Annotated in this window: 18 protein-coding genes and 1 tRNA gene; 2 read left to right on the top strand and 17 right to left on the bottom strand. The window is 61.4% G+C overall.

Going from position 1 to position 17629, the window contains the following annotated elements:
- Window positions 1-22: 22 nt before the first annotated feature.
- The 7 genes from GGQ74_RS00095 to GGQ74_RS00065 form a co-directional block, all read right to left on the bottom strand.
- Window positions 23-361 (bottom strand): hypothetical protein, encoded by a 339-nt coding sequence (locus GGQ74_RS00095; protein WP_167939520.1) that lies wholly within the window; start codon window positions 359-361, stop codon window positions 23-25.
- Window positions 358-843 (bottom strand): MauE/DoxX family redox-associated membrane protein, encoded by a 486-nt coding sequence (locus GGQ74_RS00090; RefSeq protein ID WP_167939519.1) that lies wholly within the window; start codon window positions 841-843, stop codon window positions 358-360. The genes GGQ74_RS00095 and GGQ74_RS00090 overlap by 4 nt, the downstream gene beginning before the upstream one ends.
- A complete protein-coding gene (locus GGQ74_RS00085; RefSeq protein ID WP_167939518.1) occupies window positions 840-1952 on the bottom strand; it encodes a rhodanese-like domain-containing protein in 1113 nt (370 codons plus the stop codon). Before GGQ74_RS00085 ends, GGQ74_RS00090 begins: the two co-directional genes overlap by 4 nt.
- A gap of 81 nt (window positions 1953-2033) precedes the next feature.
- A complete protein-coding gene (locus GGQ74_RS00080; RefSeq protein WP_167939517.1) occupies window positions 2034-2579 on the bottom strand; it encodes a peroxiredoxin family protein in 546 nt (181 codons plus the stop codon).
- Window positions 2580-2631: 52 nt separating this feature from the next.
- Window positions 2632-3348, bottom strand: coding sequence for a response regulator (locus tag GGQ74_RS00075; protein WP_167939516.1), 717 nt, complete (start codon window positions 3346-3348; stop codon window positions 2632-2634).
- 17 nt (window positions 3349-3365) lie between these two features.
- Window positions 3366-5381, bottom strand: a complete 2016-nt coding sequence (locus GGQ74_RS00070) for an ATP-binding protein (RefSeq protein ID WP_167939515.1) — start codon at window positions 5379-5381, stop codon at window positions 3366-3368.
- A gap of 36 nt (window positions 5382-5417) precedes the next feature.
- A complete protein-coding gene (locus GGQ74_RS00065) occupies window positions 5418-6653 on the bottom strand; it encodes an ABC transporter substrate-binding protein (protein ID WP_167940947.1) in 1236 nt (411 codons plus the stop codon).
- Window positions 6654-6931: 278 nt separating this feature from the next.
- Between GGQ74_RS00065 and GGQ74_RS00060 the strand changes: the two genes are divergently transcribed.
- Window positions 6932-7837: a helix-turn-helix transcriptional regulator gene (locus GGQ74_RS00060; protein ID WP_167939514.1), complete on the top strand. Its 906-nt coding sequence runs from the start codon at window positions 6932-6934 to the stop codon at window positions 7835-7837.
- A gap of 162 nt (window positions 7838-7999) precedes the next feature.
- Here the strand turns inward: GGQ74_RS00060 and GGQ74_RS00055 are convergent, their stop codons facing one another.
- From GGQ74_RS00055 to GGQ74_RS00025, 7 genes are all read right to left on the bottom strand, one after another.
- A complete protein-coding gene (locus GGQ74_RS00055; RefSeq protein WP_167939513.1) occupies window positions 8000-8299 on the bottom strand; it encodes a hypothetical protein in 300 nt (99 codons plus the stop codon).
- 116 nt (window positions 8300-8415) lie between these two features.
- A complete protein-coding gene (locus GGQ74_RS00050; RefSeq protein WP_167939512.1) occupies window positions 8416-8880 on the bottom strand; it encodes a hypothetical protein in 465 nt (154 codons plus the stop codon).
- A gap of 141 nt (window positions 8881-9021) precedes the next feature.
- The gene (locus GGQ74_RS00045; protein WP_167939511.1) at window positions 9022-10353 is read right to left on the bottom strand and encodes a GGDEF domain-containing response regulator; all 1332 of its coding nucleotides are present in this window, start codon (window positions 10351-10353) and stop codon (window positions 9022-9024) included.
- A gap of 25 nt (window positions 10354-10378) precedes the next feature.
- Window positions 10379-11197: a hypothetical protein gene (locus GGQ74_RS00040; RefSeq protein WP_167939510.1), complete on the bottom strand. Its 819-nt coding sequence runs from the start codon at window positions 11195-11197 to the stop codon at window positions 10379-10381.
- A gap of 108 nt (window positions 11198-11305) precedes the next feature.
- Complete coding sequence (locus GGQ74_RS00035; protein ID WP_167939509.1) at window positions 11306-12352, bottom strand: OmpA family protein; 1047 nt, start codon at window positions 12350-12352, stop codon at window positions 11306-11308.
- A gap of 342 nt (window positions 12353-12694) precedes the next feature.
- A complete protein-coding gene (locus GGQ74_RS00030) occupies window positions 12695-13030 on the bottom strand; it encodes a hypothetical protein (RefSeq protein ID WP_167939508.1) in 336 nt (111 codons plus the stop codon).
- A 325-nt stretch (window positions 13031-13355) separates the two neighbouring features.
- Window positions 13356-13742 (bottom strand): DUF3568 domain-containing protein, encoded by a 387-nt coding sequence (locus tag GGQ74_RS00025; protein WP_167939507.1) that lies wholly within the window; start codon window positions 13740-13742, stop codon window positions 13356-13358.
- Window positions 13743-14015: 273 nt separating this feature from the next.
- Between GGQ74_RS00025 and GGQ74_RS00020 the strand changes: the two genes are divergently transcribed.
- Window positions 14016-15476: a DNA recombination protein RmuC gene (locus GGQ74_RS00020; protein WP_167939506.1), complete on the top strand. Its 1461-nt coding sequence runs from the start codon at window positions 14016-14018 to the stop codon at window positions 15474-15476.
- A gap of 97 nt (window positions 15477-15573) precedes the next feature.
- Here GGQ74_RS00020 and ybaK read toward each other — a convergent pair whose 3' ends face one another.
- From ybaK to GGQ74_RS00005, 3 genes are all read right to left on the bottom strand, one after another.
- Entirely contained in the window at window positions 15574-16038 is a 465-nt protein-coding gene (gene ybaK / locus GGQ74_RS00015; RefSeq protein WP_167939505.1) for a Cys-tRNA(Pro) deacylase, read from the bottom strand.
- Between the two features lie 244 nt (window positions 16039-16282).
- Complete coding sequence (locus GGQ74_RS00010) at window positions 16283-17062, bottom strand: hypothetical protein (protein ID WP_167939504.1); 780 nt, start codon at window positions 17060-17062, stop codon at window positions 16283-16285.
- A 333-nt stretch (window positions 17063-17395) separates the two neighbouring features.
- A tRNA-Asp gene (locus GGQ74_RS00005) sits at window positions 17396-17472 on the bottom strand.
- Window positions 17473-17629: the final 157 nt, after the last annotated feature.

Raw genomic sequence — 17629 nt, 5'->3', positions numbered from 1 at the left:
CCATCGGCACGCGGCATCCGGGCTATTCGCCACGGACGAATTCCAGCCGACCGGCGTCGGGCATATCCACGGCAATGCCCCCGGAAGCTCCCAGACGCCCAACCAGCACCCCGCCGCCACGAGTATGCAGCCAGATCTGGTCCCCACGACGATCCCAGACGAAGAACACATCCACGTCGCTCGTGGACCATGTCCCTCTTCCACCCGGCTCAAGAACGAGACGCACTTCGCCATCATCCCCCGCGGCGCGATATTCCCCCTCCACCGACGAGGCATCGAAACACCCGACCGCGACAATGCACAGACACGCAATCAGCGTCGCCACGATCCGACGCCGCAGAACACACAGACGGGCCTTCATCGCACCTCCTCGCCAATCATCCACGAAAACCTGTTTTCGAGATGGAACAGGGAATCACGGAAATAGACGTGCGCGGCCATGAGTAGCCAGCCAAGATCACGCAGCACCGTGCGCCACCCCACCTCGGCTTCCTGACTGTCGAAACAGCCGCAGCCAATGGGAATGTCCATGACCAACGCCCAGACCAGCGCCAGCATGAATACCGTGAGCATCGCCGCGATCATCACACAGGCCGAGCGTCCGCGCACGCCGACGACAAGTAGCACGCCGCACACCAGTTCCATCCACGGCAGGGTCACGGCCATGAGGCCGACAAACATCTCAGGTACGAGCTGATAATTGGCGACGGACTGGGCGAACACGGCGGGATACATGATCTTGTAGATGCTGGCGTAGATGAACAGTCCGCCGAGATACAGCCGGAAAACCAGCGCAAGCAGGGCGTTCCCGTGGGAAGCAACAAAGGCGGCGACACGCTTCATGGCTCCACCGGATATCCCCGCTCCGCCCAGCCGGAAAGCCCGCCGGACAGAACGCTGACGTTCGTGAAGCCCCGCCCGAAAAGCAGATGCGCCACATCATCGTCGTAGGCGCTACTCACCGTGTGGCCGTAGACGACGATCCGCTCATCGCGCGAGCGCGCGGCAAGGCGCATGGAATAGATGAAATCGAACAGATTCGCAGGGACGTTGACCGCTCCGCGAATGCGCCCCTTGCGAAAGAATTCCGCCGGGCGGGCATCGATGAACAGCACCCCCGCATCGTGGGTGGCCTTTGCCTCGTCAACGTCCATGCGCATCGCCTCCGACCGGAACCATGACTGCGGCAGGATATCCACACGGTTCGGGCTGACGCTGTTGAACAGCAGCCCCAGACACAGCGAGACAATGAGCACGAAGACGAAATCCATGGCCCGCACACGGCCGAGGCGCGACGTTTCACGGCGGACGGCGGACAGGATGCGCTCGCGTGATTCCTGAATGCTGCCGACCTCGATGCGACACTGCGACACCTCTTCCAGTAGCTCCACCAGTTCCCTGTTGCGCCGCTCAAGATCGTAATTCAAATCCGCAAGTTCCCGATTCCCAGCTTCGAGCGTGCGATTGAGACGCTCGATGACGCCCCCCTGCGCGGCTCGGTCGAGCGCACCCGCGAGGACCAGCGTAAGATTGCGGATGAATTCCGCGTCGTCCGGACCGGGCGGCGAAGCGCAGCCACGCAGACCGAACGCGAAGAACCCCGCCTCGCCATCGGCTCCAAGCCACGAGGAGCTGATGCAGATGTCGGCAGGAAGGGGAAATGATGATTCAGATGGGGAAAGGCGAACGTCCTCTCCGGGCAGGGCTTCCCGGTCCTTGGCGTACGCCAGAAGCGCATCCCGCCCTTGCAGTAGCCGCCGCCCCTCGGCATCCTCGAAGCCCTTTTGAACGAAGAGACTCTCCGCCCCCTCGGCTCCGTGCAGCAGCACCACACCATGCGACATACCAAGCGCCCGCAGGGCATGGCCGAGAAACGAAGCGGCCACCCCGCGCATGTCGGAGATGGCCGCCAGTTCACGTGACAGATCGTACAGGGCCCGCAGATGCGCCATGTGGCGCTCGCGCGAGGCCCCCGGTGTGTCGGGAAAATCCCCGCAATCCTGTCTTCGCGCACCCTCGTCCATGCAAAGCCCCTACGGCAGTCGCTCGTGCAGAATCTTCAGGAACGCCTCGGGAGATTCCAGCCTGCCGAGATGGGTATGGAGCACCTTGCCCGAAGCGTCGGCGAGGATCAGGAACGGCGTCTTGGGTTCGCCAAGGTTCTTGTGCACCGAATAGTCCTCGTCGCGCAGGATGGGATACTCCGCGCGGTGCTCCTTGCGCACGGCCGCGACCTCAAGCTCCGTGGCTCCGCTGGCCAGCGCCAAAAAACACACGCGTCCATTCAGCGCGCCGTCGCGTTGGAGCGACCGGAAAAGGCTACGCAATGCGGGGGCTTGCTCATGACAGATGGGACAGTACACGCCGATGACCTCAATGACGACAAGATCAGCCTTGAGGTCGGAAAAGGCAAAGGATTCACCGGACGGAACACCGAGATAGGCGCTCTCGGCGGGAATGGCTGGTGCGGGAAGACGAAGTGCGCCGAGGGAGCCGCCCTCCACGGGAAGTTCGGCGGCCAAAGCCACGGCGAAGAGACAACTCACGAGCATGGCGCACAGGCATCCGTGCGCAAGCATTCGTTTCCAAGAGGTCGCGGATAGCATGGCTCCTCCCTCGAAGCCGCCGTGTTCACGCGCCGAGTGCGGTCAGGGCCTCCTCCTCGGTGTCGTAGATGGCGGCGAAACGTGTGATGCCGACCATGTCGAAGACCTTGCGGAAGTTCTCCGACAGCCCCGCAATGGCCACGGCCTGCCCCTGCTTCTCGCTTTCCGAAAAAAGCTGGATGAGCACCGCGATGCCCGCGCCGTTGATGGACGAATTATCGTCGAAGCGCATGACGATGCTCCCGCCCGAGGCGGCGGCCTTCTCATATTCTGCTATCAGAAACGGCTCGGAGCGGGAAGTGATGTTGCCCTTCACGTCGATGACCACGGCATAGCCGAGGTCGCGCGAGGCCACTTCCTCCTCCTTGTCGCGCAGGAGCTGCAACCGCTCCTCGGCGCGCCGGAGCGCGGCGTCGAGATCGCCACGCTGGATGGGCTTGTTGATGAAATCCGTGGCGTTCAGATTGAGCGCCGTGATGGCGATGTCCATGTCGCCATGCCCGGTGATGACGATGACCTCCGCGAAGGGGTCGATCTCCTTGATGCGCTTGAGGACGTGCAGACCGTCCATGCCCGGCATCTTGATATCCGTGAGGACGATGGGCGGATGCTCGCGCACGAAGACTTCGAGTCCCGCCTCGCCGCTTTCCGCGGTCAGCACCTCGTAGCCATAGGCCCCGAGGAAGAGCTTAAACATGGAAAGCGTGGGCTTTTCGTCGTCTATGACCAGTATCTTGCTCATAACGCTCCTTTGTCGCCTCATGGCGCTGGGGGGAAGCTCAGCCGGAACGTCGTGCCCGCCCCCACTTTGGAATCAACGGCGATCTCTCCGTCGTAATCCTTCACGATTCCATACGAAATCGCAAGCCCGAGGCCCATTCCCTGTCCGGTTTCCTTGGTTGTGTAGAACGGCTCGAAAATCTTGTCGACGAGACTCTTGTCGATGCCCGTGCCGGAGTCGGAAACGGTCATGATGACGCGCCCGCTCTCGGTGAAGGTCCTAATGGCAATGACGCGGTCACGCGGGTCGCCCTCCTCGTCGGACCACATATTGATGGCGTCGCGGGCGTTGGAAACGAGGTTGAAGAACACCTGCTGCAAGCGGTTGCCATGCGCCATGACGGGCGGCAGTTCCGACGCGAGGTCGAGGTCCAGCGTGATGTTCTGAAGCTTGAGCTGCTGGGAGATGATCTTGAGGATGGCCCGCACGGGGTCGTTGATGTCCACCCGCTCAAGCGTAATGGCGGACTTGCGCCCGAACTGACGCAGGGTGTTGACGATCTCCGTCGCCCTATCGATCTGCGCGCCGATCTCGGACGTGACCTGCCGCAAGTGCGCACCGGGAATCTCACGCCCGCTCTCGACCATCATGCCCAGATAATCACTGCCCATGCGTATGGCGTTGAGCGGCTGGTTAAGCTCGTGGGCGATGCCTGCGGACATTTCGCCGAGCGTCGCCATCTTGCTGGCCTGCACGAGCTGCGCGTCCTTCTCCACGATATCCGTGATGTCCGTGGCGGAGACGACAATGGCCTCCCTGTCGCCATAGCGGGTTCCGCAGGCGTGCATGTTCACGAACAGCGGCTGCCCGTCGCTACGACGATGGATGGCCTTGGGATAGAGCACCCGCTCGCCGGGCTTGGCGCGCTTGGCAAAGTTCGCGAGCGACCCCATGCCGTCCTGCGCCTCCAACTCCGAAAAATTCATGCGCAGCAGTTCGCGCGTGGGATAGCCGTAGACTTCCTCGCCACGCGGATTCACGTCGAGAATCTTGAGCGTTCCGGCTTCGAGCACGAAGATCGGGTCCGGACCAGCGTCAAAGAGCCAACGGTACTTGGCCTCGGATTCGCGCAGCCGGTTGCGGTACAGGCGGATCGAACGGACCATGTATACGAAGGAGTCCGCAAGCTGGAGCACCTCGTCGCCAATCTGCCGATGGCGAATGACGCATTCGCGGCAGTAGGGCGGCTTTGCCGGGGGCGGGCTGTCTGGGGAGACAGGCCCCATGGTCTTGTCCACGTGCCAGCAGGGCAGGTCGGAATTGTGATAGGCCGGACAACGCTCGAACTTGCCCTGATCGGACAAAAGATCCTCGTACTGGGAACCGAGGTCGAGCTTGAAATTCAGATTGCCCTTGGAAATTTCGTCGGACATCTCGATGAGCTTGGTCACGGGCAGCGTGATGTACCCCGAAATCCTGTGGCTGATCCAGAAGATGATGGTGCACACCAGCGCAATGAAGCCGAGGAACATGATCCGCAACCGCCCCACCAGCGTGTCGATATGCCGCTTGTTGAGCCCCACGTGCACCGTGGCCACGCGGTAGATGCCCTCCAGCATGGGCACGGCGATGTCCAGCGCAGGCTCGCCGTCCACCTTGACCTGCCGCACGCTCGGAACACCCTCACCGTTCGGAGGCAGCGGATTGGAGCGGCTCAGGTTCTGTGGAAAGGGACGCACGAAGGTATGCGCGAGTATTTCGTCATTGGGGCCGGAAATGAAGATGTAGGAGACGAGATTGCGCCGTTCACCCAGCAGACTGGCATCGAAGATCAGCGCGGTGAGACTCGGATGGTCGTTGTCGAGCACGAAGCCGCTGCCACGGTCCGCTATGGACTGGGCAATGCCCACGCCACGGTGCTCCAACTCCGACGTCAGGCTCTCCAACAGAATGCCGCGCGCCAAGAGCGCAATGGCAACGCTGATGAGCATGATGACCGCGAGAATCGAAAAATATATTTTATTCTTGAGACTTATGTTGCGGAACCGTTTCATTCGCTCGCTCTCTGCCGAATCGCCCGGCAGGCTGGCCTACCGCGCAGCCTCGGACGCTGCGCGTCCCTTGTGAATGTCGGACCAGTCCGAAATGAGCACGAAGCGGCCCTGCCTGAATCGCGTAAAATACACGCGGTCGAACCCCTGATGATCCGTGGGACTGAAGGACAGGGTATTCGCAATGCCCAGCGAACAGTCGCGGATGGTTTCGATGGCGTCGATGAAGCCCTCGCGGTCCAGATCGCGTCCGGCCCTACGCAGCCCCTCGACCAGCACCTTGGCGTTGATGAACCCTTCGAGGCCGACAGAATTGGGCGTGTCGTCAGGATAGTAGCGACGCAGCAACTCGACGTATTCACTCGCGCCCCACAACCGCGACTGCGAGTCCGAAGCCCCCGTGGTTTCCGAAGAGTCCGGCGGCGGCACGACCTGCGTCACGAGCACATCCTCGCCTTCACGCCCCAGAAGCCGGGCCAGCTCCTCCGCGCCAACGAATGACACGTTGTGGAACAGCGGCCGGAAATTCCGCTCATGGCACAGGCGGATGAATCGCGCGCAGGGTTCGTACGTTCCAATCATGACCACGGCCTCGGCGTCGGACGCGGCTATGCGCGCCAACCCGTCCTCAACGTCGAGCGTCCCGCGCTTGTAGGAACCGCGCGCAACGGGAGCGAGCCCGTACTTCTTGAGGGCAAGCTCCGTCCCCTTGAGGCCGTCGAATCCGTAGGTATCGTACTGGTAGAAGACGGCAATGCGCCGGATGCCAAGGTCTTCGACAAAACGCCGCACGGCCTCCTCCGTCTCCTGATAATAGGACGCACGCACATTGATGATGTAGCGCCTGAACGGTTCGCGCAGGGCGTTGGCACCAGTGAACATGCCGACCAGCGGCACGCGCGCCTCCTCCACGAGCGGAATGATCTTTACCGTCGTAGGTGTGCCCACATAGCAGAACAGACTAAAGACGTTGTCGTCGATGATGAGACGCTGGGTGTTGCTGACGCACAGCGGCGGATCATAGAGATCATCGTAGGAAATGATGCGAATGATGCGGCCATGCACACCGCCCTGCTCGTTGACGTGGCGGATGTAGCTCAATGCGCCGCGAAGCGTCTGCAAGCCGAGGTAGCTGGCATGCCCGGACAGGGCAAGAGAGGAACCGATGCGTATTTCAGTGTCGGTAACGCCGGGTGCAGAAGAGGAGCCTGCGTCGCCGCGAGAGTGGCCGTCGCTGCAGCCTGCGAGGGCGCACAACGCCAAGGCCAGAATCATCCTCACGCAGATTTTCGCATTCACACCTCGTCCCCCTTGCGTCCGCCAACTCTGCACGGCGGGTCATTCAACGGAAAGTCCGCTGAAAAATAGCATACTCCCCCCCGGGGTCAAGGATTCATGACGGGCGGCCGACATTTGCCCCGGTAGCGCCCGGCCGCCATGACCTGCCGGGTGCGATGTTGCCATGGCGCACGTTCCCGGCTACACTTCTCCCGCAAATCCAAACAGTTCCAACAGGTATACTCATGAGTCCATCGACACGAAGGGAAGCCGGCATGAAACGTCTCCTCTCCACACGCGAAGTGGCCCAGTTCCTCGGGGTCAACGAAAAGATGATCTACACCCTCATCTCCGAGAAGGGCCTACCCGCCTCGAAGGTCACGGGAAAGTGGCTGTTCCCCAGCCACCTCGTGGAGCAGTGGGTGGAAGGCCGTACCATCAACTACCCCTCCACGGCCCAGCCGGGTTCGCTCGACGGCCTGCTCGTGGTGGCCGGGTCGAACGACATCCTGCTCGACAAGGCGCTTGGCCTATACATGCGCCACTTCCCCGACGAGTTGGCCGTGTTCGGCAACATGGGGAGTCTTGGCGGCATCAAGGCCCTCAAGCGCGGCACCTGCCACATGGCCGCTAGCCATCTGGCCGAAGAGGAACGCGAGGAATACAACTTCTCCTACGCCGCCGAGGAATTGAAGGAACTTCCGGCCGTGGTCAATTTCTGCCGCCGCGAGCAGATTCTCTACCTCGCGCCGGGCAACCCCCTCGGCATCACCACCGTGGCAGACATTCCCGAGCGCGGCCTGAAAGTGGCCAACCGGCCGCTCGGCACCGGAACCCGTCTGCTCTTCGACCGGCTGCTCTCGCAGGTGGAGGCGGACACATCGAAAATCCCCGGCTACGAGCGCGAATTCCCCCGCCACATGGACGTGGGCCTCGAAGTCCTCGCCGGGCGGGCGGACTGCGGCCCCGGCATCCGCGCCGTGGCGGGCCTGTTGGGGCTCGACACGCTGCACGTAGGCTGGGAGCGCTTCGACCTGCTCATCCCCAAGGACCGCTTCTTCGAAAAGCCGGTCCAGCAGTTCCTGAACATGCTCACGGACCCCGAATTCAAGGCGCTGAGCGCAAGCCTCGACGGCTACGACCTCTCCGAAAGCGGCAAGATGGTCTTCCCCGGCGGCTGATCCCCGCGTCACACGCCGGAAACGGGAAGCCCCGGACGGATTAATCCGTCCGGGGCTTCCCGTTTCCGGCCCCAAAGGCGTCTTGTACATCTCCCATAGCACGCCGAGGTGCCAGCCGACATATCCAGTGTCCTCCAGCAGGCTCCCCGGCCCGCCACGGATTCAGCCCCCGGTTTCTTCCTCGCCAAACAGTTGAACCAGCACATCCTCGCCGCCGTCGCCACGCAGATAGTCGCGCACATCGTCCTCGCTACGAAACTGCAAGCGAAAGCTCTTGCCGCGAATCATCTCATACGAATCGAGATGCAGGACGAACGCGCCGTCGCTCCCACGATGCAGGCCATAGCGAAACACGGTACTGCGCCGCTCGTCCCAGACGACCTCGCGCTTGGCTCTGGCCACCAATCGCCCTTCGGCCTGATCATCGCGCTCGTCCATGCGTTCCTCGGATGTGCTCTCCATGATGCATTTCCCGCCCCGTAACGGCCGGTTACGCCACCTTCATCCGTTATCGCACAGAAAAGAAAAAGGCGGAAGGCAAAACGCCCCCCGCCTCGAATCGACTTGTCCGAATCAACCTACTTCTGCATATCCGCCTGAACTTCCTGCATGAGCTGCATGGCCTGCTGGAGCTTGGCGTTCTGGGCATCGCTCTCCATCTGGGAGCCGAGGTAGCCAGCCTTCTGGGCCATCTCCTGAAGCATGGTGCCAACGACCATCTTCTTGGTCTTGGCGGGCAGATCCTTCAGCGCGCCAAGCTCGGTCTCGATGCCGGCGATCTTGCCGTCAATGCCCTGAATCTGCTGCTGCATGCCGGGGATCACGCTCACCTGCTCGGTGAGGCTGGTCAGGTTCTGGTTCAGTCCGAAGAAGAACACCACCAACAGGATAACGGACATGATGGAAACCAGCAGGGCAACCTTGCCCATGTCGCGGTTGGTCCTGTCCATGATGGCCTGAGCCTCGGGAGCCGGTTCGGCGATGCGCTCGACCTTTGCGCCGTTGGCCTTGCCAATATGATGGATCTTTTCTGCTGCGCTCATATGAATCCTCCGATGTTTTCTGCTTGAATTCATTCAAGTTAAGCCGATGGTCAACCTTACGCCATGCGAAACGATGTGACAAGGCGCGAAAAAGCCGACTACTGCATATGCAGTTGTTTCACGGCGACACTGTCTCGCGACTCATTTCCCGCCGGAAACGACGGGCATCTGGGCGGCGACCACGCAATTCCTACCGCCCTGCTTGGCCCTGTAGAGCGCCTCATCCGCCCGAATGGCCACGGCCTCCCAGTCCTCGCCGGGAACGGCCACGGCCACACCAAAGCTGCTAGTCACACCGCGCGGCACGCCGTCGATGGACAACTTCTCAATCCGCATGCGTAGCCGCTCGGCCATGGACACGGCGTCTTCCCCCACCGCGTCCGGCACAAGCAACATAAATTCCTCGCCGCCCCAGCGCGCCAGCACATCCTGCGACCGCACGGCTTCCGCCACGGCCGAGGCGAGCGCACGAAGCACCTCGTCGCCCACGTCGTGCCCGTAGGTATCGTTCACGCGCTTGAAGTGGTCGATGTCGAACATGATGAGCGTCGGCATCACTCCAGACTTCTCCGCCGCGCGCCACGCGTCCTGCGCAAGAACGCCGAAGCGCCGACGGTTGGAAATGCCGGTAAGCGGATCAAGCGATGCCTGATCATGCAGGCTGCGCCGTTCCGCCTCGAATTCGGTGATGTCCGTCAGTGTAATGAGAAAACGCCCGGCAACGGGAAAGGCACGATACGTAGCGACAAAGCTGTGCCCCCGTCCCTCGGGATCGTGGGAGAGCGGAATGCGCAGCACGTGCCTGCGGTCGAGGGAATCGTCCACCACCTGCCGAATCCAGCTCTCCCGGCTCTCCAGAGCGCGCCCATCCACCTCGGCCACGAAGTCCGACACGAAGCGTCCGGACGCCACAAGCTCTGCGAAATCCGCGTAGCCCAAAAAACGGCACATCGGCTCGTTGACGTACAGCTCCCGTTCGTCCTCGACCAGCACGGCAAAATCCGGATTGGCATCGAGGATGGTGCGTACGGAAACCTCCGCCCCGTGCGCGTGCCGGCGCAACGTCACAAGCTCCACGCTGCGGTGGACGCAACGCATGAGCGCCTCGGGCAGCACGGGCTTGAGCAACACGCCATCCGCCCCCTGATCGACGGCGCGGACAACCTCGGCGGCCTCGTCCACACCCACCGCGACAATCACGTCCATGGCGGGCAAGGCGTCGCGCAAGCGTCCGACCAATTCGAGGCCGTCCATATCCGGGAGGTCGATGTCCGTGAGCAGCACATCCGGTGCCGCCGCAACGCACAAGCCCATCGCCTGCGTGCCGTTCTCGGCCACGATGACGTTCACGGCCACGCGTTCGAGCACACGGGCAATCTGCTCGCGTTGAAAATGATCGGGAATGACGCAGAGAATGATGCAGTCGTGCGGCGACTCGCCATCCATGTGGGGGAATGATGCTGATTCGGACATGGCTGGCTCCTGCACGATAAGAGGACTAGTTGACCCAGCGCCCGGTGTCGTACCGGAAGATTTCGGTGACGCGCACCCGTCGCACGCGCTCGAACGGTCCCTGCCGCACGGCATCGGACGACGCGCCGCGCGCCTCAAAATGATGCTCCTGATAGCGTAGCACGCCAACGTACGGACACGTCCTGGAGTCCTTGGACTTGACCGTCGTCTCAAGGGACGTGTCCTCGACGGCGACATAGCTGGCCACCCACTCGCCGCCCTCCTGCCGCACGCAGACGTGTCCCTGCCGGTCCTTGAAATTGCGCCCCACCCTATCCACCCAGGACCGGGCAAAGGTCTCGAACTGCGTCGTGGCGGTCTCCAGCGTCACGGGGCCACGCTTGCGCGGGGCGCGGGGACGGGCAGCGGCCTTGCGCGGGGCAACGGCGGCCTGCTGCGTGACGGCGGGAGCTTCAGTCTTCCCCCCTGCGACATCGGAAGGAAACACCGCGACGGACGACGCATATGCGTCGGGCGCGAGCGCGGATTCGGATACGGCAGGTGCGGTGGAAAGGACGGGAGGACTCCCGGCTTCGGCAATGGATTCGGGGACGGGCGCGGGGAAAGGCGGTTCGGGATAATCGGGGGCGTCGCAGATGACGGAGGCGGAATCGTCCGGCTCGGCGGACGTCGCGTTAGCGTCGGGCGCAGGTTCCGTTCGAGTGTCCAAGACGGCGACTTCCGCCTCGGTTCCACGGACGGGCTCGTCCGGTCCGCCGTCCAGCACAACCCACGCCAGCACGACGGCTGCCATGCCCAGAAGCACGAGCAGCACCGAAAATCCTGCCGTGGTCGTTCTTTTCATGAATGTATCGCTCACGCTTCCTGCATACCCGCAGGCGGCGACATCTTCAACCACAAAGCCGCGGCCCCCCCCCGGAAGGAGGACCGCGGCCCGTTGGTCATTCGTCCACTACTGGAAGATGATCTCAACGCGACGGTTGAGCTTTCTTCCCTCGCGGGTGTTGTTGTCGTACTTGGGCTGGGACTCGCCAAGGCCCATGGTGCTCATGCGCTCGGCGGGCACGCCCTTGTCCTTCAGATACTTCTGGACGGACTTGGCGCGGCGATCCGACAGACCCTTGTTGTATTCCTCGGTGCCGATGTTGCAGGTATGGCCCTCAAGCAGCACGGACTTGTCCTTGCCCTTGATGATGTCGGCGGCCTCGTCAAGGATGGGGGTCATCTCTTCCTTGATGCGGCTGGAGTCGAAGTCGAAGTTCACACGCAGGGGGATGATGTCCTGCATGGGCTCTTCCTTCTTCACTTCCTCCATGATCTCCTCTTCGTCGAAGAAGACCTTCTGGACGAAGTCCTTCAGGGCCATGTCGCTCGCCAGCAGTTCGGGTCCGGAAGCGGACACGGAGCAGGCGTTCAGGCCAGCGATGGCGTCAAGCACGCGCTGGCCGTCCTCGGTATCGGCGAAGGACACGACATGGAAGCAGACCTGTCCGGGATGGGCGGCGTAGATATTCTTCGCCTCCTCCACCGGATCGTGACCGAGGTTGTTCTTACCGTCGGACACGACGATCACGGCGATGTTCTTCTTCATGTTCTCGACGGCGGTGTCGAGCTTCATGAGGCCGTTGCCCATCGGGGTCAGCCTGCCGGACACGGTGTAACCGGTGGCGATGCCGTCGATGGCGCGATCCATGATCGCACGGTCATAGGTTCCGCCGAGCTTCCACTCGAAGGGACCGAAGGTGTAGAAACGGGACTCGTATTCCCTCTCCGGCACGGCGGCGTTGAACTTCTTCAGAAACTGCTTGGCAAGGACGATGCTCTCCTCGCCCAGCGTCTGATGCTTCATGGCCATGGAACCGGAATAGTCAAGGAAGACGATAAAGCTGTCCGCCTTGGGCACGAGCCTCGTCTTGGCGCTTGCCTGACCCGCCGCGCCCAGCAGGAACACGGCAACGAATGCAAGAATAGCCAATGATTTCAATCTGAAACGAATCATGACATCTCACTCCTGTTCTTGAAATTTGCCTTCTGCGTTCCGATACTCCCGGAAACCGGGCGTCGGGCACGGCTCCACCAGGGAAGTCTAGCAGAAAGGCCCTGCCATTCATAGTACAACCATTTTTTTTACGCCCTCCGCCGCTTCCCGGCGAATCGGACACGGAAAGGACATTATCCCACTCCCGCAATTGTTTCAAATGAATTTGATCGGTTATCGGTTAACCCATCATTTTCCCGCAAACGCGTGCACGACGCGCAAAAGCGAAGGGCCCGGCCAAAGCCGGGCCCTTCAACTGCGAACGTCCTTTCCGCGCGGGCACGCCTACCCGGCGCGCCCCGACTATTGCGAAGCATCACCGTCCGCGCCACGAAAACGCCAATGCCCCTTGGGAATCTCAATCATCATATCAGCTTCAAGCTCCGGGACGGCAAAGACGATCATCAGGTCCTCTGTCGCCTCCTGCCAAAACATCCGGCCGCGCATGCGCCGAGTCAGCTCGTGGGGGAGCATGCCGCAGTGCGCAGCGATCTCCTTGACCGCAAGACCGATGGTGTACTTGGCATTGGTGGTGAATTCCACATCGGCCAGCTGAACCTCATGGGCCTCGTCGCGATGTCCATCAAGCTCCAGACCATCCTGCCCCAGACGCGTTTCGTTAAAGGTTACGTGTTCCATCGCGCCCTCCTTTGGGTCATGAAAACGCCTTTCCACGCCGACTGGTGCAGGCCGTCTTCCTGACAGGAACCTAGCAAGTCCGATACCGGATCGCGTTTGGTCGGGCATTTCCGCATGATATGCTGCGCACGCAAGCGATGCGGCAAAAAACCGACACGCCCTGCAACCCAATCAACCCTCCGCCACACGCCGTGTTCCGCCGAAGGCCCACAACACGCGGCATTTCCCACTTTCCACCATCGCACGAACCGCGCACCGAAAGGAAGACAAAAAAGCCCCCAATCCGCACACACGGATCGGGGGCCATGTCCTTCACGTCCGAAGACTACAGCCCGGAGGCGATGGCCTCGTGGATGCGCCGCGAAGCGATCTCGTCGCCGAGAAGGCCAACGCGCACGGATACAAGCGTCACATGAGGATTGGTCGCCTTGAAGCGAACCCAGTAGGAGCGGTCTTGATCCTTACCGCTGATGGAACCGGAGCTCAGATTGATCTCCTTGTCCTCCACGGTGAGGTTCAGCCGCCGAGCCGCACGCAGCGTGGACTCGTAGACCGAATCGACATCGGCATTGTAGGAGCGTTCCAGATTTCCAGTCACATAGGCGTAGGTTCCGCCACCGGCGACGGCTCCCACGGCCATCACCGCGCAACCCTGCATGGCCGCGGCGGCCGCCAGCATGAGTACAAGGCAGATATTCCTGATCATTTTCATTGCGAACTCCAGAGTCTGCCGGATACCCCCAAAGGGGCACCCGAATTTCATCAACGATTGCAACGAGTCATAGCCGATCCCGTCACGCCCATCAACCATGGATTCCACCGCGCGCATCAGCGCAAGAGAGCGCCCCCAGCCAACGGCACCGTTTCCCCGCCTCTCTGGACAGAATCGCACTTGGCGACTAGATGTTACGACAACACAACATCGCCATGACGCGCCCTACACGCCAAACGCTTCACCTCTCCACACAGCGAGCAGGATAACGAAATGAACATCGACGCAACGCTCATCACTGCATTTCTTGCCGGATTCGCGACATGCGCAGCGCCCTTCGCACTGCACCTTGCGCACAGGATAAAGGCGTTACGCACGCAATGCGCCGCAGAACAGCAGACACGAATCGCCGTTCTCGACGAACAGCTTCGCGCATTGCGAGACGAACTCGACACGTGCAGACGAACGCTCGACGAATCAAACGCCGAGCGCGACACGCTTCGCACGCGCCTTATCGCCGCAGGGCAAGACATCGCGCGCCTGCGGGAACAGGCCGCCCGGCTCCCCGAAATCGACGCCCTGCGCAAGGCCAACGACGCCATGCGGGCACAGGAACGTCAACTCGGCGCGCAGGTGGCGAGCCTACAAACGGAACTGGACGCCGAACGCGCCCACGGCCGGGAAAAGCTCGCCCTGCTCGGCGAGGCGCGCGAAGAGCTTGCGAACCAGTTCAAGACCCTCGCAAACGAGATCTTCGACGACAAATCCCGCCGCTTCACGGAGCAGAATCAAACCACCATGAAGCAGTTGCTGGACCCCATGCGCACGAAGCTCGTGGAATTTCAGGCGCAGGTGGAAAAGGCCTACGTGCAGGAAGGCAAGGACCGCGCGGAACTGACCAGTCAGGTCCGCCAATTGATGGACCTGAACCGCCAGCTTTCCGACGACGCCAACAACCTCACCCGCGCCCTCAAGGGTAACTCGAAAACGCGGGGCGACTGGGGCGAGCTGATCCTCGAACGCATCCTCGAAAGCTCCGGCCTGCGTAAGGGCGAGGAATTCACCGTGCAGGAAAGCCACACCACGGACGGCGGCAGACGGCTGCAACCCGACGTGGTGATCCACCTGCCGCAGGGCAAGCACCTCGTGATCGACTCCAAGGTTTCGCTCAACGCCTATCTGGAACACACGCGGGCCGAGGCCGACGACGAACGCGAGCATGCGCTGAAGGGGCACATCGCCGCCATGCGCACACACATCCGCGAACTCTCCGCCAAGGACTATCAGGCGCTCTACGGCATGACCTCGCCGGACTTCGTCATCATGTTCGTGCCGGTCGAACCCGCGTACCTGCTGGCCATATCCAAGGACGCCACCCTCTGGCGCGAGGCGTGGGACAGAAACATCCTCCTCGTCAGCCCAAGCACCCTGCTCTTCGTGGTGCGCACGGTGGCCACGCTGTGGCGGCAGGAGCAGCAGACCAGAAACGCGCAGGAAATCGCCCAGCGCGGTGCGCTGCTCTACGACAAGTTCAAGGGCTTCGTGGACGACATCGACGACATGGGCACCCGCCTCGATCAGGCCAGAAGGGCCTACGACAAGGCGCGGGGCAAACTCTGCACCGGAACGGGCAACCTGATCCGGCAGGCGGAGATGCTCCGGGAACTCGGCGTAAAGCCGAAATCGCCTCTGCCGCACCAACTCGTCGAGAGCGCCATGCTCACGCAGGACTAACGCCCGGAGGCACCCGCACCCCATATCATATGAAAACGGCCCCGGAGTGGAACCACGATGGTTCCACTCCGGGGCCGTTTCATTCGCCCCTTCCAGACTAGCGCCCGAGGGGGTGGAAGGATGCGCCGGTCAGCGCGGCGAGATCGGCCGGAGCCAGTTCGATATCGAGCCCACGGCGTCCACCGCTCACAAAAATGGTCTCATACTCGGTGGCAGACTCGTCGATGACGGTGGGCAGGCGCTTCTTCTGCCCGAGGGGACTGACACCGCCCAACACATAGCCAGTGGTCTTCTCGACGACCTTCCCGTCCGCCATGGCGGCCTTCTTCGTACCAAGCGCCTTGGCGCACGCCTTGAGGTCGAGCTGTCCCGTCACCGGAACCACGGCCACGGCGAGCTTGCCGTCAAAAGCGACGACAAGAGTCTTGAAGACCCGTTCGGCCTCCACGCCCAGCTTCTCGGCAGCCTCCCCGCCGAACGAATCCGCCGACGGGTCATGCGTATATTCATGAATCTCGTAATGCACCTTGGCCTTCTTGGCCACGTCGATTGCCGGTGTCATGCGAACCATCCATCCTTGCAGTTGAACCCGAAGCCGTCATAGCGGCCAGCACCATCCGGACACCCCGGCATACTGACCTGCCGGGGGCATGCTGGCAATGGGTTACGGCTGATTGGGCATACAGTCAAGGAGTGGTGCAACGAGCGTCAAAGCCCTCCTCTCGCTGCCCACAGTTAACGGAGTCATGCCCGGACAGGAACCGAGATGAACGGCACGACAGACCGGCAAAAGCTAGCGCTCCTGTTCATGAACACTTCGGGAGCGGAGCCTGCATCGCGATGCGGACGATATCCGGACGCTCCTTGCGTATGAACTGCCCGAGGTCGGAAATGGCCTGATCGGAGATATAGGCAAGCAAGGGAATGACGCACCCCACGAGGCGATCGTTAAGACGAAGAAGTTTGGTAGACTGGCGACCGTACTTGCCGTGGTCGACCACGCGAACGCCATTCACGAGTTCTTTCACGACAGGCATCCAGGACTCATGGTTAACCATGACAAGAAACTTGTCGTCAGACAGCCCAACGTTGCTCCGGAAAAATGCCGCATTGCGCCACTCCAGACACGCCCTGCGATACTGGCACAAGCACATGCCGAAGGCCTTCGTGGCGGCTATAGACCAACTGTTCGCGTTATTCTTGCCCACCGGATAGAACTTGATATTGTGTTCGTTGTGGAGATACAGGCAGGATCGCGAGTATTCAGTGTGCCTTGAAATATCGCCGAAAAGGATGGAACACGACATCTTGGAGAGCTTCATGGTCAAGCCATTGCGATTCTGACCGATGTCAACAGCCAAATCATCTACAGTCTTCGGTTCCCAGTGCCCGCTCTTTATGAAGCATTTCTCGAGTTTTAACGGATCATCCAAAGGGTAATCCTCGCCCATATCCCTGTCCGACGACCCGTCCTCCATCGTCAGATAGCACAGTGGGGCGTCTATCGGCCCATCATGCCGAACATGATTCAACATGGCCGTGGCAACCCGATTTAGCGCGCTCCCCGTCGCATTCCCCGTGTTCATGCTTTCCTCCTCTCTTTGTCGGGCGAACGCAGGCTTGATGATTATACTTGAACACTACCATCGCAGACTTGAAAGGCCAATGAAACGGCACAACCAAAACAAGGGGAAAGTCGCCACGACAGTCGAGCGAAGTGCAGAGAGCACACGCGCGCAACGAAGGATACAGCCCTAACGCAGGAGGTTTTCAATTTCACGAAGAAGAGGCTTCGCGAGGGGGAATATCAACCAGCGCCCCGCATGGCGGGGGACTTCAACATCGGGCACTTCGTGCCCTCAGCGGGCGGAAGGCATAGAAAAAGGGAGCACACTGTTGTGTGCTCCCTTTGATCGTCGTGGCGGAGCCGACGAGACTCGAACTCGCGGCCTCTGGCGTGACAGGCCAGCGTTATAACCGACTTAACTACAGCTCCGCATTATGAATTCCGCATCCGTAGATGCAGCTATTCGCAACTTTTGTCAAGATGGCCGGGGCTTTCACCCCGGCCCTAATCATATAACGCCCTCGAAGGGCAATTCAATCTGTGGCGGAGCCGACGAGACTCGAACTCGCGGCCTCTGGCGTGACAG

Origin of the sequence: Desulfobaculum xiamenense (genome assembly GCF_011927665.1) — a bacterium.
In the GTDB taxonomy this organism is placed as follows: domain Bacteria; phylum Desulfobacterota; class Desulfovibrionia; order Desulfovibrionales; family Desulfovibrionaceae; genus Desulfobaculum; species Desulfobaculum xiamenense.
Note: the sequence above shows the minus strand (reverse complement) of the source record. Positions and strands in the feature narration are given on the sequence as shown.

Coding starts and splice junctions, on each gene's coding strand:
- GGQ74_RS00095 (WP_167939520.1), bottom strand. CDS start 361: ATGAAGGCCCGTCTGTGTGTTCTGCGGCGTCGGATCGTGGCGACGCTG.
- GGQ74_RS00090 (WP_167939519.1), bottom strand. CDS start 843: ATGAAGCGTGTCGCCGCCTTTGTTGCTTCCCACGGGAACGCCCTGCTT.
- GGQ74_RS00085 (WP_167939518.1), bottom strand. CDS start 1,952: ATGGCGCATCTGCGGGCCCTGTACGATCTGTCACGTGAACTGGCGGCC.
- GGQ74_RS00080 (WP_167939517.1), bottom strand. CDS start 2,579: ATGCTTGCGCACGGATGCCTGTGCGCCATGCTCGTGAGTTGTCTCTTC.
- GGQ74_RS00075 (WP_167939516.1), bottom strand. CDS start 3,348: ATGAGCAAGATACTGGTCATAGACGACGAAAAGCCCACGCTTTCCATG.
- GGQ74_RS00070 (WP_167939515.1), bottom strand. CDS start 5,381: ATGAAACGGTTCCGCAACATAAGTCTCAAGAATAAAATATATTTTTCG.
- GGQ74_RS00065 (WP_167940947.1), bottom strand. CDS start 6,653: ATGATTCTGGCCTTGGCGTTGTGCGCCCTCGCAGGCTGCAGCGACGGC.
- GGQ74_RS00060 (WP_167939514.1), top strand. CDS start 6,932: ATGAAACGTCTCCTCTCCACACGCGAAGTGGCCCAGTTCCTCGGGGTC.
- GGQ74_RS00055 (WP_167939513.1), bottom strand. CDS start 8,299: ATGGAGAGCACATCCGAGGAACGCATGGACGAGCGCGATGATCAGGCC.
- GGQ74_RS00050 (WP_167939512.1), bottom strand. CDS start 8,880: ATGAGCGCAGCAGAAAAGATCCATCATATTGGCAAGGCCAACGGCGCA.
- GGQ74_RS00045 (WP_167939511.1), bottom strand. CDS start 10,353: ATGTCCGAATCAGCATCATTCCCCCACATGGATGGCGAGTCGCCGCAC.
- GGQ74_RS00040 (WP_167939510.1), bottom strand. CDS start 11,197: ATGAAAAGAACGACCACGGCAGGATTTTCGGTGCTGCTCGTGCTTCTG.
- GGQ74_RS00035 (WP_167939509.1), bottom strand. CDS start 12,352: ATGATTCGTTTCAGATTGAAATCATTGGCTATTCTTGCATTCGTTGCC.
- GGQ74_RS00030 (WP_167939508.1), bottom strand. CDS start 13,030: ATGGAACACGTAACCTTTAACGAAACGCGTCTGGGGCAGGATGGTCTG.
- GGQ74_RS00025 (WP_167939507.1), bottom strand. CDS start 13,742: ATGAAAATGATCAGGAATATCTGCCTTGTACTCATGCTGGCGGCCGCC.
- GGQ74_RS00020 (WP_167939506.1), top strand. CDS start 14,016: ATGAACATCGACGCAACGCTCATCACTGCATTTCTTGCCGGATTCGCG.
- ybaK (WP_167939505.1), bottom strand. CDS start 16,038: ATGACACCGGCAATCGACGTGGCCAAGAAGGCCAAGGTGCATTACGAG.
- GGQ74_RS00010 (WP_167939504.1), bottom strand. CDS start 17,062: ATGAACACGGGGAATGCGACGGGGAGCGCGCTAAATCGGGTTGCCACG.